The following is a 16636-nucleotide window of genomic DNA, read 5'->3' on the forward strand; positions in this document are numbered from 1 at the left end:
ACTATTGTCTGAAATAAATAATTTAACATGAAATTACTATTTTTGTTTTAGTAGTTTGCTTGATTTTTTTGTAAATTTTTAAAATAAATAAGGCTTTTAAGAATTTGAAGCTGATTGCTTTTTGCCTATTTTGACAAAATCAATCATTATATGATCAGGCCTCTGCTTTTTATCAATAAGTCCATACCCACGCAGTTGAAGTAATTTTCTTATGAATTTATTCTTTTTTGAAATAAAGAAAATAGCAGGGATTGAATTTAAAAATAAAAATATTGAATTTTTAATCAAAATCTTGATGCTATATAATTTGCTTTTTTGAAGCTCAATATGGCTAAATAGTTTTTTGGAAGAAACACTGAAACTGAATTTCTGTGATAAAAATTCAGCATGTGCATTGCTTAAAAATAAAATATGTTCAGGCATAGAAACATAGTAGTATTCATTTTGATATTCTTTAAAAGGGATACTGTCAACCCATCCGGTTAAAATTATAATATTTCCATTGGGAAGCAGTGCATCATTTAAAGCTTGAAATAACTCTACAGTATCGGTTATGTGTTCAAAAACATCTATTAATACAATTGTGTCAAAATAACTGTTGTACTCTTTTAAATCACTTATGAATTTGCCAATAATTTTAATTCCATGTTCTTTAGCTACTGTAGCAGCCTTTTCTGAAGGTTCAATTCCGTAATACTCGTTAGAACTATTGTTTAAGCGATTCTTTAGCTTAATTAAGAATGCACCGTCAAAACAACCAATATCAAGTATTTTGCCAATACTACTATTTGGTTTTTTGCTGGTAATATAGTTAACTAAAAGCTCAAAGTCTACTCTTTCTTCTTTATACAACCATAGAGTTTCCGGTTGAATGGAGTATAGATAATCAATGTAATCTTTTTGTAATAAAGGATTCTTAAAATATAAAGAACAATGATTACATTTACAAAGGTAACCGCTATTAATTGGCACCTGAAATATGTTCGTGCCAAAATAAAAAGCCTCCGGAACTTTTCCAATCTTTAAAATGTCTTCACTTTTACATGATGGACACTGTATTAAATGCTCATTGCCTTTTTCAATTGAAAGATGATTAACCATATAGCTGTATTTTAATTCGAATACTAAGCGGTATAAAAAAGATACAAATCATTGAAATCATCGTTCCAAGAAAAATTGATTCAATGGTAGGATAAAATTGTAATAGTATGAATTTGAAAATAAGAGATGTTATGGCTGAAAAAGGAAGTATTCGAATGAACAATGATAAATAAGGAGAAGTGTTGGCAATTATAGAAAAAAAAGAATTGAAAATAGTAAATATAATATACATACCGGCTACTAACAATAGTTCATGGCTTATAATTGTGGCTTTACCAACCCATAGCCTAATTATATCAATACCAAAGAAAAATAATATTGTAAAAAAAAGAATACAAATTCCGGAAAGAGTCAATATGATGTTTTTATTCATTTTTTTGATCCATAAAATATCATTTTTAGCAAAAGCATCATTGTAACTATATAAATAAGGGTTTACTAATAAAATGACTGGGAATGTAAATAAGTATACAAACCTCAAAACTATATTGTATGTAACTACTTCTTCAACTCCAATAAATTTGGCAATAAAAAAACTGTCCGGAGCATTGATAAGCATTATTGAGAAAGGAATAAGCAAATACTTTACGCTCTCTCGAAATGTATTTGCAAAAAACTTTTTAGATACATTTTTAAAATTTATGCTTAATTCTTTATATAATGCGAAAAAATAAATAAAACTTATGATAGCCATTATTAAAGGTATTCCCTGATAAATTAAAGCAATGAAAATTATCTCCCATTTGTAATTTACGGCACACCATAATAAAAATAGTATTAAAATAAATGATATAGAACTGAATACTTCATTAATATAGCCTTTGAATTTAGCAGCATACGCTTTGTTAATTAATAAAAAAGGCATTGTTAATGAAAAACAAACAACAATAATTGGTACAATTGTATAATTTGTAGCGTCCTTTCGAAATTTTAAAAAATCAAAAAAATCTATAAAATAATATAATCCCAGAAAAATTATAATTATAAATACGCAAAAAACAGACATGATTAAGAACGATGCAGAAATTAAATCACGAGCTTCATCGTTTTGTTGGTTGGCTTCCAAAACCGGTAATTTATTTTGGAGATTTATGCCTAATCCTAAATCGCTTACTCCCAAAAATAAAGTAACAGAAATAAATGTTAATAAAATTCCAAACTGTTCTTTGCCTAAATAGCTTGTTAATAATGGTATTGTAATTATCTGTACTAATAAACTGGACGCCTTAGATAAAATCCCTGCAACGCCTGTAGTTAATGCTGAAAAAGACCTCTTATTTGACTGAATTTGAAGAGCTTTTTGAAAAAAAAATGCATAAGAAATTTTCATACGCGCCAATGTTTTTAAAAAATGAGCCCTTCACTTGATAAATACCTGATCTCAGATGCATAAACTTCACTCAGTAGTTTGAAAGCAGCCTTATCTATATTTTCGTTATTTTTGTTAGTTATATTTTTTTTAATTTTTACTTTTATTGAATCAGGAATCCAGTCATAACTGATTTTATTTCTTAAAAACGACTTAATACTGGTGATTAGCAAATTTTTGTCTTTTTTACTTTCATTGTAAACTGTAAATTGAGTAACGAACCCCCTTTCAATTCCTAAAAAATCACAAATATTATCAAACTCATCTTTAGTATACATTTTGAACTTTTGGAATGAAACAAGTTTTATATTTTTTTTAGGAAAAATGCTTGTATATTTCTCTACTTGTTTTTGGTACATTCCTAAATCAATATAAATATTATCAACCCCCCATTTTTTATTGCTTGTTGAAATATCTTTTTGTAATGCATCATAAAAGCTTAAATTTTCCATGCCTGTAAACTTTTGCATTACATAATGAGAAAAAGCGCGTTCTATAGGGTTTCTTAACATAATTATAATCCTAGCGCCAGGATTATAATTATAAATTCGTTGAGCGGCATTTGTATCCCATAAATAAGAAGTACTTGCTTCTCCTATAACTGACTCATTTATGCAATCATCAAATAGGCTATTGTATTGATCTAAATCATTGATTACCACTGAATGGTATCTCTTCTCTTTTATTATTTTAATGGGTTTTTCCTGATATACTTCAGAAAAGAAATGCGGCTCCTTTACCGGACTCATAAAGACTGATGGATGCTCGCTTAGGTAATTATATAATGATGTAGTACCGCATTTAGCCGCCCCAACGATAAATAAATTTACTTTTTTTTTCTCAACTATATCCATGCGTTGTGTGAATAACTTATTTCTATAAATCGACTTTAATATATTTTCTGAAACAAAGAGATCTGTTTGCAGAAGTAATAAATATTAAGTGTTATTTTAGTTCAAACTTCACAAAGACAAACATTTATGTGATGATTCTTGCCCTGATTACTGTTTTTTTATTGAACCTGTAAGTTGTTGGACAACTTTTATCAAAATACTCAGAAAAAAACCTATAATACTAAACACTGCAACAATTACGCCTCTTCTCGGTTCACTCTTTTTCAAAGGAATTTTAGGAGGTTCCAACATTTTAAAAACAGGTGTTTCTTCTTCCACCCGTATCTTAGCCTGTTCATATTGCTGTACCAGCCCATTATATACATTTTGGGCCAACATAAACTCTGATTGTAAACGTTGTTCGGCCACTTTTGCAGAGTTCATAACCAAAAAGCTGTTACGATCGCGATAGCCTGCCAGAGCGGCCTCACTATTTTGATACCTTGATTTAGCTTCATTGACTTGCTTTTGTAGGAACACGAGCTGTTTTCGTGCTTTATCTGTTCGATAGTTAGTGACGTACTCTTTTATATATTCAACAGATAAACGAGCTACTGTGGCAGCTACGACCGGGTCGGGCATTTTGGTATTAATCGTAATGATGCCTGTTTTTCTATCAAAGGAGGTCATAACTCGTTGCTGAATCTGCTTAACCCATATTTCCTGTTTTTTAGTGATTTCTACCGCTTGGCTAAATTGGCGGGGATCTAATTTAGGTTTGTCTTTCTCCTTTGAACCGAGGAACTTGTTTAACCAACTTTCCTCCAGTATCTCAAAATAGGTATGTAAAGCAATCGTTTTTTGTAAGTTTGAGACATAAACTTTTTGCTCAAGCATAAATAAGGCAAACGGCAGGCTTTGGGTAATACTGGGATAAAGATCGGGCCGTATGGCTTCTGTACTGCTCATCTGGGAAATATCTATTCCGGCCAACCCTGCCAATGCACCCAGACCTCCCATCTTCCCTAATGCACTGCTTGAAGCAATTTCGGGTAAAACAACGGCTTTTGATTCAAACTCATTTTGGGCAGTAAAAGCATAAATGGCTCCCAAAACTCCAAAACCTGCTCCCCAAAGTATAATCCTGCGAATGTTGCTTCTAAAGAATGAGATTATATCATGAATATTGATCTCAATTTCATCTCTTTTAATAACAGGGGTTCTATTTGGCGTTGAATCTTGCATAAATTGATTTTAGAAATCAATGATTATTAATAGTGACTTTCAATTTTGATTTTGGTCACAAATTTTATTAATTTCTTAACAAAGTGGCGAGGGCAATAACTACGGTTCCGAAGAAAGACATGATCACGGGGCCGGTGAGATCGGAACGCCGATCATCCTTAGGCTTATAAGGTACTGTTATGACACTGCCGGGTTGTACCTTGGGTCGTATATTAAAAAACAAAAATTTACGGGTACGTTCTGTATAACCATTAGCATACGTAATGTAAACTTGGCTTTTTCTGGCGCGATCACCGTAGCCTCCTGCCTGTGACAAATAATCTGAATAGCTAAATCCTTTTGAGAAATTTACAATAGAGGGATTAAGAACAGCACCTTCGATACGAACCAATTCCGAACGTTCAGGAATATATATGGTATCACCCTCTTCCAGAATAATATTGCTTTCAAGAGATGGGTTTGCTACAACCTGTTGAATATCAAGCGCAATTCGTTCCCCTGCTCTTCTAAATATAGCATTAGGAAGATACCCGTTCAATTTTGGACCACCTGCACGTTCCAAAAGCTGAGTGATTCGTTCGCTGTTATTTTGGATGGCATATGTACCGGGATAATTTACTTCTCCCATGATCACTACGCTTCGTTGCTTATCATAGCGTGTTGATTTTCGAATATAAACAATATCAAACGGTTGAAGCTGAAGTTGCTGATCCCCGGCAGATAAGGATAAATCCCTGTTTATTTTTAAGGTAAGGATCTGAATGGTTACATTGTCAGAAACATCAGCAAGGTTGCTGTCTTTGATACGGCGTGCAATCTCAATTCGGCTATCAATGGCACCTTCGGTTAGACCACCTGCCTGTGTAATTAAATCGGAGACGGTCATCCCGTCTGCATAAGCAAAATCTGACGGATTATTGATTTCCCCCACAATGGTTACAAAATATTCCTGCCGCAGCTCTTTAATGGAGGCAACAATTACACTGTCCTGCGCTTTCAATTCAATATCGGGTAATTCATTATTTAATACTTTACCCAATGCAACGGCAATTACTTCAGGTTCACGATTGGGTTTTTCGCGGTGAATGAGCACTCTGTTCAGAAAAGCATCTTCGCGCACTCCTTCTGATTGATTTACAAGATCTTTCAGCGTCTTAAGATTATCACCCAATGCATATTCACCGGGTCGAAAAACAGCTCCGTTGATTTGAACCCGATTATCAAACCGACTTAATATCTTGCCTACTACAATGGCATCTCCGCTTTGTGGTAAAAAAGTTAAGAACTCATTCTTCCTTACTGTTACAACTTTACGGGCTTTCTCGGTATTACGACGCAGCGTAATGGAAGACTGATAGGCCTGCTCATTGAATCCACCGCCTAATTCTACCAACTGTTGAAGCGTTTCGCCTTTTTTAAGCTCATAAATGGCAGGACGTTTGATCTCTCCATCCAGCTCAACGCGCGTAATATAAAAGGGGACTTGAATAATGTCCTGATCCTGTAAAATGATATTGTCGGCCTGATTGGCCCGAAGCAGAAAATCGTAGATATCAATGGTACGCACGATTTTATTATTCCTAATAACGTTGATGGTTCTGAATGAACCGTTTTTATTGGGCCCACCACACAGATAAAGGGCATTAAAAGCCGTAGCGAGTGAAGAAACGGTATAAACCCCCGGCTTTACCACTTCCCCGGTAACCATTACTTTTATACTCCGTATGCTCCCCAAATTGATAGAGGCAAATGAACCACTTGAGTTCAGGCCGGAGTAGGATTGTTTCAAACGACTGACAATTTTGTCACGAGCGTCTTCGATTGATAGACCGCTCACATAGATAGGAGCAAGGTTCAGGACTTTAACTGTGCCTTCAGGACTCACTTTCAGGCGATAAGAACCTTTGGCATCGCCGTATATTTCGACCAGCAGTTCGTCATCGGGACCTAATTGATAATTTTTGGGAGTGGCAATTCTAAGACTTGGCTCAAATGTAAGCCCTTCAGTATTGAACAGATCACTGCCAAATATTTTGAGTGGCTCTTTTTTGGGAGGTTTGATGGAATCTTTTTCAATCGCACGTTTACTTAATTTGCCGATTTGCTGCCGGCCCACTTTTATACTGTCACTAGTGTCTGAATCCTGCTTATTCCCGTTGGTTTGCATATCTGAAATACGCTTTCTCATCAAAGAAATATCGGAGAGCGTAAATCCCTGTGCCAACGCCGCCTGCTCAATTTGCATTTCAGACATACCGCTGGCTTTGGCTCTTTCGTAAAATGCTTTGACTTGAGAATCACTTAATTGATCCACCTTAGATGGTGTTTGGGCATAAATTCCCTCTATAAAAGAAAAACAAAAAATGCAAAGATAAAAAAAACGGATGCGTAAAGTCACTTGTGCGGAGTCTAGATTTAAAGTAGGTATTAATGATGAAATACTGCCAAATAAAAAGGCATATTATTTCTGAGAAAGTCTGAATCCATTAAAATCGTGGTCAAAAATAGTGAACATATTAATAGTATCGAAAAAATATTGCTTTATTTTACTTAACGGTTCATTTATATTTGTCATTTAACCTAACCTTTTCGCACCCTATGTCCAATCCTTCGACTACACATTTTAAACAATCACTTGGCTTACTTGATGCCACAATGCTCGTTTCCGGGGCAATGATAGGCTCGGGGATTTTTATTGTCAGTGCCGATATGGCGCGTATTTTAGGTTCTACCGGTTGGCTGTTGGTAGCTTGGGTACTGACCGGGGTCGTCACGGTGGCGGCGGCATTAAGCTATGGCGAGCTTGCCGGGATGATGCCCAAAGCAGGCGGCCAATACATTTATATTCAGCGCGCTTTCGGGCCGCTTACCAGTTTTGTTTATGGTTGGACCGTATTTACCGTAATTCAGACCGGCACCATTGCCGCCGTTGCCGTTGCATTTACCAAGTATTCGGCGGTTTTCTTTCCCAAACTCAATTTTCAAAATGCCGAGAATGTCCTGTTTAATCTGGGACCGATCAATGTGTATGGAGGTACTTTCTACGCAATTGCCTGTATTATTCTTCTTACCTATATTAATACAAGAGGAGTGAACGCCGGAAAGCTCATTCAGAATATCTTTACTTCCACAAAATTAGTGGCGTTGTTTGGGTTGATCTTAATCGGCATAGGTTATGGACTTCAAAGTGGGGTTTTAGGGCAAAATTTTGAGAACGCATGGGATGCGAGCCGCGTTTCCAAGGAAACTGGAGAGATAACTGTGCTTTCGGGAATGGCGCTTATCACTGCATTAGGGGTCGCGATGATCGGGTCACTTTTCTCTTCCGATGCCTGGAACAATGTGACGTTTATTGCTGCTGAGATCAAAAATCCTAAGAAAAATATTCCACTTAGCCTTTTTTTAGGGACGCTCATTGTGACAATACTTTATATTTTAGCCAATATCGCTTATTTAGCCATCTTACCCTTAAAGGGTTCAAGTACAGGTGCCGACGTAATGGCGCAGGGTATACAGTTTGCCGAATATCCTACAGACCGTGTTGCTACCGCCGCCATGTCGGTCATTTTCGGAAGTTCTTCGGTGGGAATTATGGCGGTATTGATCATGATCTCAACGTTTGGGTGTATCAATGGGCTTATTCTGGCGGGAGCACGTTTGTATTATGCCATGGCTCAGGATGGACTGTTTCTGAAGCAAGCTTCTACATTGAATGAAAAATCGGTCCCCGGCAAGGCGCTTTGGGTACAGTGTATATGGGCTTCATTGCTTTGTTTGTCAGGGAGTTATAACCAATTGCTTAATTACTGTACCTTTGGCTCATTGATTTTTTACATGGTTACCATTGCCGGGATTTTTGTATTACGCCGTCGTGAACCCAATACTGAGCGGCCGTATAAAGCCGTTGGCTATCCCTTTGTCCCTATTTTTTATATTGTAGTTACCTTAGGGATTTGTTTGATCTTATTAAGCGACGCCAATACCCGATTCGATACCGGCATGGGACTATTGATCGTGGCAGTGGGTGTTCCTGTTTATTATTTTACAAAAAAATCGGGAACGGCTGATAAGGCGTAAGAACCGGCAATTTTATACATTCAAAACGCTTAACGGATGCTCAGTTTAAGCAATGTTGAGTCAGATAGGGCAACCTTTTGCCTTGTTAACTAAAAACCAACGTTTGAAATCATGCAAAAGAATAAACCCTCCATTCTCAACGCCTGGTGTATGTACGATTGGGCCAATTCTGTACATTCACTTGTCATTGTTTCGGCCATTTTTCCCATTTATTTCAGCAATACCGCAGTCAATGCGCAGGGCGGACCCGATGTGGATTTCTTAGGAATGACCGTCAACAACTCAGCCTTGTTTTCATTTGCGGTTTCTTTTGCTTTCCTGTTTATTGCTCTGGTGAATCCCATTTTAGGGGCCATCGCGGACTTTAGCGGAAGCAAAAAACGCTTTATGCAGTTTTTCGTTTATCTGGGGTCATTGTCGTGTTTGCTGCTTTATTTCTTTGACCGCGAAAATCTTGTATTAGGTGTACTTGCCTTTTCCATTTCGCTGATCGGATGGTCCGGAAGTATTGTGTTTTATAATGCTTACTTACCAGAGATTGCCACGGAAGATCGCTACGATAAATTATCAGCCCGTGGATTTACGATGGGATATTTGGGGAGCGTATTGCTGTTGGTTTTCAACCTTACCATGTTGATCAAGCCGGAATGGTACGGAGGCATTGACTCAGGAACTGCCTGCCGAATTTCTTTTGTAACCGTGGCTATATGGTGGATCGGTTTTGCCCAAATTCCCTTTTATTACTTGCCGAATGGCACTGCTTCGGGCGCAAAAAGAGAGGGCGGGTGGATATGGAACGGCTTTCGCGAACTCAGAAAAGTATTGGGAGAACTGAATCATCTGCCCATTACCAAGCGTTTTTTGGTGGCGTTCTTTTTTTACAATATGGGTGTACAAACCGTTATGTACATCGGAACGATCTTTGGAAGCAACGAGTTGCATTTACCCGACAATGCCCTGATCGTGACCATTTTATTGTTGCAGATCTTGGCGATTGTAGGAGCGTATTGTGCGGCACTGCTTTCCGGGAAATGGGGAAATACGAGCACTATTTCCGCTATTTTAGTGATTTGGATCGGGGTATGTGTCGCGGCCTATTTTGTCAATACCGAAGCTCAATTTTATGGCTTGGCGGCCGGGATCGGGTTTGTAATGGGAGGTGTTCAGTCGCTTTCACGCTCAACGTATGCAAAATTTTTACCCGAAAATACCCCTGATACAGCATCTTATTTCAGCTTTTATGACGTGTGTGATAAATTCTCGACGTTTTTAGGGACGACCATTTTTGGGGTGATCACTCAGTTTTCCGGAATGCGAAACAGTATTTTGTTTTTAGCGGTGATTTTTGTGATCGGGCTGTTGATTTTACGCCGAATTCCTTCGCAAAAAATTTACCGTACTCCTTTGACTACTTCCTAAAGTTAGTATATTTGCGCTCCTGTTAAAGGAGGTATCCTCACTTTAGCAGCGCAAAAACAGGATCTTAGCTCAGTTGGTTCAGAGCGCTGCCTTGACAGGGCAGAGGTCATCGGTTCGAGCCCGTTAGGTCCTACAAAAACCCTCAAATTAGGCTAATTTGAGGGTTTTTTGTTGGCATTTTGCTGATTTTGTACCTAAAAAAGTAACTATATTTTCTGCCCTAAACTTCTTTATTTGATACTATTCTATATAGCAGATTACTTAAACTTGGAGAAATTTAAAGTAGATAGACATGAAAAAAATAGAAGAAGGTGAAAGAATTAAATTGCAAAAAGTTATATCAAAAATCGAACTTGGAGATTTTGATGAAAATGATATTGATAATTTATTGATGAAACTACGCGCATTTGCGGGAGACAACAGTATTTTTATTGAAATATCACATTTTGTAGCGCATAATGATGTAAGAGACAGAGGATTGACTCATGAAGCTTTAGAGCTGTCTTATTTTTTATTTAAATACCATTTTACTTATAAGAAAGATAATCCTAAATTTTCTGTTAACAACCCATTTCCAATTTATATAGTAAAATTGATTGAATATCAGTTAAAAAAAGTTGATAACCAATATTTTAAAGACACATTTAAATTTAGTAAAGAAGAGTTTCGAAAGTATATAAAAGTATATATTAAAAACTCTATAAATAGTGATGAATACTTAATTGATTTAATAGCACTAGATTCTACAAAAAATAAAGCAGGTTTTATAAATGGAATTTTATACTTAATAAAATTTCTTAATTATCCGCCAATCTATAAACAGTCTGAAATTTTAGACGCTATAACGGACACAATGAGAAGAAACGCTTTGGTATTTTCTGAAGCTAAGTTTAAGAGTCAATCAAATAAGATTATGCTTAGTATTCTTTATTTATTGCATAATACAAAGTATGATTTAAAAGAGATTGGCTATGGAAGTTGCAAAATTTGTTTTTTTAAAAAAAACAAAATTGAAGAACTTAGCAAAGAAGATAGCTTTAGAGAGGTATTTAATAATACAAAGGGTGAATTTAGCGAACTTATCTTGCTTAATCAAGTAGATGGCGAATTCGATGGATACCCAGTAACTACAACTTTTTATTTTTTGATGACTGATTTAAAGGCTACTGATTGGTGTACCCGAAATTTAATTGAAAAAGTAAAAATTATCCCTAGAGCTGATTTCTTTGACCAAGAAACAAAGGATATATTAGGAATAGATGCAGAAATAGAAGACGGTGTTTTTATAAATACCAACTTTAAACTTGACTTGAATTTTTAGTTTCACTTCAAAGTTATTAATATTTATTTTAGAATAATGTATGATAAAGGTAGTATTTGATACAAATTTTTATAGAGAATTTGTAAGGAATAAAAATTATAATGAGGTAGAATTGGCGATTTTAAAATTAAAAAAATTAGAATTCGAACATGGCTTTTTGCCTTATTTGAGTGTACATGTGTCTTGCGAGTTATTGAAGCACCTAAAAGACGAAAAAGGAAGAGACTTTTATTCTTGTAAGAAAGCTATAAGAGCACAATATTTGCATTGTAGTTTGAAGAGTCAGAATCATCAGTTTAAAGTTCAGATTTTTACTATTCCTTTTAAATTAGATGCTATTTATCAATTTTGGGGTCAAGGTTATGGAATAGCTGATACTAATTTTCAGAAGGATATAATATTACTTATTAAAGCATTACACGAATTAAAACAAAAAAGCATCTTGGATTCACTTTCTGGGTGTTTTGATGAAATACAAGAGCTGTTTGAAAGTTATAGAAAAATTATTATTAGTGAAATGGGAGTAGAATTGCTTGATAACTTCAATATTGAATCAATCCCAGACTTAATAAATAGTTTAAGAAATGATATACTACTTAGGGAGAAATATTTTAAGTTATTAAATGGTGTAGAATTTGATGACTTTATTACTAGAGCCTATTTTCAGGCTTTAGATGAAGTTATTGATAAGACCTCGATTGATTGTCAATTGCCAGTAAATGCTTTTGATATTTTTAAGGAGACAATAAAACCTTCAATTGAGTTTATTAGAAAATTTTACTTAGGTATTGCAAGTGGATTAACTCAAGATAATCAAAAAATATTGACGAATGATAAAAGTAAAAGATGGAACTCAATGATTGATAATGAAATAATATTTGACACTGTTTTAGCAAATGCAATACTTGTAACTAATGAAATTGGAATTATTGGCGCTTACGAGAAGTCCAATAGAAGAGCGCAGGTATATTCAAGTAATGAATATTTCAAGGCAATAAATTATATAGATTAATTATTTTTAAAAGATGATATTATGAGAAGTTTTTATGAAAAAGAGAGTTACACTTTTGAAGATATTAAAATAATAATAGATAATGAGGTAGAAGAATCAATTTATCTAGAGTTTAAAAGTGCAGCATCATTAGGAAAAACTGATTCATGTAAAAATGAAATCTCAAAAGATGTATCTGCTTTTGCCAACTCGGATGGAGGAATAATTATTTATGGTATTAAAGAATTTAACCATAAAGCTGCTGATATTAACTTTGTAGATGGGAATGAATATTCAAAAGAATGGCTTGAGCATGTTATAAACTCATCAATACAACGCCGCATCCCTAATGTAGAAATACATCCTTTACGTCAAAACGGGAGTATTGAGCATACTATTTATATTGTGAAAATTCCTAGTAGTTTCGAAGCCCCTCATATTAGTAGAACAAATAAATTCTATAAGCGATTTAATTTTGAATCTTTACCAATGGAAGAATACGAAATCAGGCAGCTTTATGGAAGAACGGTTCGGCCTAAGTTATCTATTCATAGTTGGGATACTTTGTTGGACCATAATAGGGTAGAAGATATAGTTAGAGACAAAGTAGCAAGAATCAGAATTGAAGTAAAAATATGTAATGACGGTGATGCTTTAGAATCAATGTATAAAGTTAATGCGTACTTGAAACCTTTTGGTAAAGATTTAAGTGTTGAATGGGACCATCGTAAAACAAACTATGATTATACGAGAATGGATGAAAATGTAGCAAAAATATCAGCTACAGGTACTTCACCTATTTTCCCTGATGAGGTGTTGACTGTGCTTCGTTTTATACTTTTAGTACCCGTTGATAAATTAGTGGATATATTAACAACTACGAAATTAGAACTCCGGTTGCTATATACGAAGGGAGAATCAAGTGCGGAATATGAATTGAAAGAGGTTTTAAATGGAATTAAGGAAATATTTAATAAAAGGCTTGATGAACGGAAGTAGTATGAAACGGAAGTAGTATGAATTGATTTTATAAAAGCAATCAACCTTAATTTCTGCCCATTATTTTGCTGATTGACTCCAAAGCACAAGTACCAAAACAACGAAAAAAGGGCATTTCTGCCCCTTTTTCTGCCCTCTTTTTTGCGGCTGTTTCTGCTCTCCATACGCGTACGTGTATAATGCGCGTGCGCGTATGTAAGTATCCCTAAAATTCAACAATTAATTAAAAAGAGATACATTACATACAAGTCGATAGCATAAGCTGCCTGCGTTTTTGTAAAGCATTGACCAGAGGTTGGATAGGCTTGGAGTCTCCACCCGTACAGCCACCCCAAACCGCCTGAATTTCACGCTGTGATGAACGGGCAATGATCCATTCAGAACCTGCATCCGGACAGATACGCTCTTCGCCAACCTTCACTTTTTTGAACGCTGCTTCGTCAAAAAGTGAAGTTAATTCATTCCATTCTGTGGGGGAAACGGCAATTTCACATGTTTGGCCGGGACGCATATCAGGCACAGCTATTTGTTTTTCAGGATACACTATAATTTTGACCCTGGCGCCTGAAAAACCGAATTCCATTCCATATTCAAGGGACGTAATCGTAGCAGGAGTAATTGGTTGCTCTCCCTTGCAACACAGCAAAAAGAGTATAGTTGCGATCAATAATAAATGTTTCATATAGCGCTATTTTTACCGAAACGGTTAATACAATCAAAAACGACACACTGAATATTATGGGGCAAGTTGCTTGAAAATAGTATATACTCCTTCTTGCTTTGCTTTTATTGTTCAACTTTGATAGCTGATAACGAAAGTAGCTTTCTTTACAGGCTGATTCAAGGCAATAAAATAACTGACCGGACAATGATATTACCGAAAGAAAGAGACCCAAGATTTATAACTATAAGACGTGGTGGAACGTTAACCGATTCGACTCATCATTTACTTGCATTATGGGCTGCTGATTGTGCAGAGCACGTACTGCACCTGTTTGAGCAAGTCAATTCCGGCGACAAGCGACCAAGGCAGGCAATAGCATTGACACGGGCATGGGTAAAAGGAGAGATAACAATGAAAGAAGCCCACAAGGCTGCTTTTGCGGCTAATGCTGCGGCAAAAGGAATGCCTGATGCTGCCGGGTTTGCTGCATTGGCTGCCGGACAGGCAGTGGCGGTGGCGCACGTTGCAGCACATGAACTTGGGGCAGCGGCCTACGCAATCAGAGCTGTAATGGAATCCGTTGAAGAAAATGAGAAGGATACAATGGGGCGAAAAGAATGCCACCGGCAACGGAGCCAACTTCCGGACGCTATTCGTGAACTTGTACTTGACGATCAAAGATTAAGAAATCACCTCTGTTGGTTTGTATTCGATTGTTGACAGGATACTTCCAATAACTAATTAAGGCTTGTATAAAAAAGGAATACTTACATTGTCTTATTAATGACTTTTAACAGGCAAAAAAGCCATTGAAAACTTTCTCCGAAATTTTCAATAAATTGCAAATGTGCTTTTCTATTTAACCCTTTTCCTTCCATACGCCATGAAAAACTTTATCGTTTTGTTATTGCTTTTGTGCCATTGCACCTTCTTTTTGTCAGCACAGTCACAGTCAGCAAAAACTGCGGCTAAAATTGATTCCATTTTTGCGGCTTGGAATAAGCCGGGTACGCCCGGAGCGGCAGTAGGAGTGGTATATCAGGGGAAACTTATCTATGCGAAAGGATTTGGCGAAGCCGATGTGGAGACGGGCGCGCCCATTACGCCTAAAACGATTTTTCACGTAGCCTCTGTTTCTAAGCAGTTTACGGCTTATGCTATTACGCTGTTGGCACAGCAGGGCAAATTGTCGTTGGACGATGAAGTCCGGAAATACATTCCTGAGTTGGCCGATTTTGGCCATAAAATCACTATTCGGCACCTCCTGCACCACACGAGCGGACTGCGTGATCAATGGAATTTACTGGTAATGGCGGGTTGGCAAATGGAAGATGTTATTACCAAAGAGAATATTCTGAACGTGGTGAAACGTCAGCGCGAATTGAATTTTTTGCCGGGTGCGGAATACACGTATAGTAATACAGGTTATACGCTGCTTGCGGAGATTGTGGCGCGGGTAAGTAAGCAACCTTTTCCTGATTGGATGAAAAAGAATATTTTCGAGCCATTGAAAATGGAAAGCACGTTGTTTTATGATGACCATCAACGCATAGTGAAAGGGCGTGCGTACTCTTTCTATAAAACATCCGATCTGAGTGCTCAACCCTACAAAAAGGATGTATTGAGTTATGCCAATGCCGGAGCGACCAGTTTGTTTACCACGGTGGAGGATATGGCGCATTGGATCGGTAACTTCCGGACGCAAACGGTAGGAGATCAGGCTACTATGAAGCAAATGTTGGAGCGCGGGCGGTTGAATAAAGGCGATACCATTTCGTATGCTTTTGCGTTGGATCACGGCAAATACAAAGGACTTGCGTATTACGGACATAGCGGTGGAGATGCAGGCTTTCGGTCGTATGTGTGCTATTTTCCAAAAGAAGACTATGGATTCATTGTGTTCAGTAATGCGGCAGAATTCAATCCGGTGGGTAAAGCGTTTGATGTGGCTCAGGTGTATATGGGAGGTCTTATCAAAGAAGCATCGCCGGTAAAAGCGCCGGAAGCGGCAAGTCGATTTAAGGAGCAAAAAATAGACCCTGCGCTTTTGGATGCCTATGTGGGTGATTATGAATTGGTTCCGGGATTTGTACTGTCGTTCAAACGCGAAGGGAATCGTTTTATAACACAGGCTACCGGACAGGGGCCTGCGGAAGTTTTCCCGTACTCCGATTCTACCTTTTTTCTGAAGATAGTAGACGCGCAGGTAACGTTTCACCGCTCAAAAGATGGGAAAGTAGACAAACTCACCCTGCATCAAAACGGGAATAAAACCGCACATCGAGTTGCTCCTTTTTCTCTTACTGCTGAAGAACTAAAAGAATATGCAGGAAAGTATTACAGTCCTGAATTGGAGACATTTTATACGATCAAAATTGACAGTGATCAATTGAAGTTGGTACATATTCATCATGGCGAAACTACATTGAAACCGTTATCAAAAAATAAGCTGCAGGTACCGTGGTGGTTTTTTCAATCCATCGAAATGGTGCGGGATGCAAGCAATACCATTATCGGGTTAAAAGTTTCCAACGGACGTGTTCGTAATCTTAGATTCAAACGATTACCGGCAGATTTTGGAGAATAACTTACCAAGACGCAGTTGTTGTTTCAAGAA

General features: G+C 36.8%; 13 protein-coding genes and 1 tRNA gene. 8 read left to right on the plus strand and 6 right to left on the minus strand.

Features of this window, described 5'->3' with window-relative positions; translation table 11 throughout:
* Positions 1 to 96: 96 nt before the first annotated feature.
* The 5 genes from ACQY73_RS32590 to ACQY73_RS32610 all read right to left on the minus strand — a co-directional run bounded on the left by ACQY73_RS32590 (position 97) and on the right by ACQY73_RS32610 (position 6862).
* Positions 97 to 1101, minus strand: a complete 1005-nt coding sequence (locus ACQY73_RS32590; protein WP_428658496.1) for a class I SAM-dependent methyltransferase — start codon at positions 1099 to 1101, stop codon at positions 97 to 99.
* The gene (locus ACQY73_RS32595) at positions 1094 to 2431 is read right to left on the minus strand and encodes an oligosaccharide flippase family protein (RefSeq protein ID WP_428658499.1); all 1338 of its coding nucleotides are present in this window, start codon (positions 2429 to 2431) and stop codon (positions 1094 to 1096) included. Before ACQY73_RS32595 ends, ACQY73_RS32590 begins: the two co-directional genes overlap by 8 nt.
* 14 nt (positions 2432 to 2445) lie before the next feature.
* Positions 2446 to 3324: a sulfotransferase family protein gene (locus ACQY73_RS32600; protein ID WP_428658502.1), complete on the minus strand. Its 879-nt coding sequence runs from the start codon at positions 3322 to 3324 to the stop codon at positions 2446 to 2448.
* A gap of 147 nt (positions 3325 to 3471) precedes the next feature.
* On the minus strand, positions 3472 to 4548 hold the full coding sequence (locus ACQY73_RS32605; protein WP_428658505.1) for a Wzz/FepE/Etk N-terminal domain-containing protein: 1077 nt from the start codon (positions 4546 to 4548) through the stop codon (positions 3472 to 3474).
* 67 nt (positions 4549 to 4615) lie between these two features.
* Entirely contained in the window at positions 4616 to 6862 is a 2247-nt protein-coding gene (locus ACQY73_RS32610; RefSeq protein WP_428658508.1) for an SLBB domain-containing protein, read from the minus strand.
* A 284-nt stretch (positions 6863 to 7146) separates the two neighbouring features.
* On the opposite strand from ACQY73_RS32610, the gene ACQY73_RS32615 reads away from it, so the two are divergent.
* From ACQY73_RS32615 to ACQY73_RS32640, 6 genes are all read left to right on the plus strand, one after another.
* Positions 7147 to 8625, plus strand: a complete 1479-nt coding sequence (locus tag ACQY73_RS32615; protein ID WP_428658511.1) for an APC family permease — start codon at positions 7147 to 7149, stop codon at positions 8623 to 8625.
* A 111-nt stretch (positions 8626 to 8736) separates the two neighbouring features.
* Positions 8737 to 10044, plus strand: coding sequence for an MFS transporter (locus tag ACQY73_RS32620; protein WP_428658514.1), 1308 nt, complete (start codon positions 8737 to 8739; stop codon positions 10042 to 10044).
* Positions 10045 to 10102: 58 nt separating this feature from the next.
* Positions 10103 to 10177, plus strand: a tRNA-Val gene (locus ACQY73_RS32625).
* 159 nt (positions 10178 to 10336) lie between these two features.
* The gene (locus ACQY73_RS32630) at positions 10337 to 11365 is read left to right on the plus strand and encodes a hypothetical protein (RefSeq protein WP_428658517.1); all 1029 of its coding nucleotides are present in this window, start codon (positions 10337 to 10339) and stop codon (positions 11363 to 11365) included.
* 40 nt (positions 11366 to 11405) lie between these two features.
* Positions 11406 to 12377: a hypothetical protein gene (locus tag ACQY73_RS32635; RefSeq protein WP_428658520.1), complete on the plus strand. Its 972-nt coding sequence runs from the start codon at positions 11406 to 11408 to the stop codon at positions 12375 to 12377.
* A gap of 21 nt (positions 12378 to 12398) precedes the next feature.
* Positions 12399 to 13355, plus strand: a complete 957-nt coding sequence (locus ACQY73_RS32640) for an AlbA family DNA-binding domain-containing protein (protein ID WP_428658523.1) — start codon at positions 12399 to 12401, stop codon at positions 13353 to 13355.
* 238 nt (positions 13356 to 13593) lie between these two features.
* On the opposite strand, the gene ACQY73_RS32645 is transcribed toward ACQY73_RS32640, so the two are convergent.
* Positions 13594 to 14037, minus strand: coding sequence for a hypothetical protein (locus tag ACQY73_RS32645; RefSeq protein ID WP_428658526.1), 444 nt, complete (start codon positions 14035 to 14037; stop codon positions 13594 to 13596).
* Positions 14038 to 14223: 186 nt separating this feature from the next.
* Here ACQY73_RS32645 and ACQY73_RS32650 point away from each other — a divergent pair, with 186 nt between their 5' ends.
* Positions 14224 to 14739 carry a putative immunity protein gene (locus ACQY73_RS32650; RefSeq protein WP_428658529.1) on the plus strand — a complete coding sequence of 172 codons (516 nt, stop codon included), beginning with the start codon at positions 14224 to 14226 and terminating at the stop codon, positions 14737 to 14739.
* A 163-nt stretch (positions 14740 to 14902) separates the two neighbouring features.
* On the plus strand, positions 14903 to 16606 hold the full coding sequence (locus ACQY73_RS32655) for a serine hydrolase (RefSeq protein WP_428658532.1): 1704 nt from the start codon (positions 14903 to 14905) through the stop codon (positions 16604 to 16606).
* The last annotated feature ends 30 nt before the right edge of the window (positions 16607 to 16636 follow it).

The sequence above is a fragment of the Runella sp. genome (genome assembly GCF_965279615.1).
Classification (GTDB): domain Bacteria; phylum Bacteroidota; class Bacteroidia; order Cytophagales; family Spirosomataceae; genus Runella.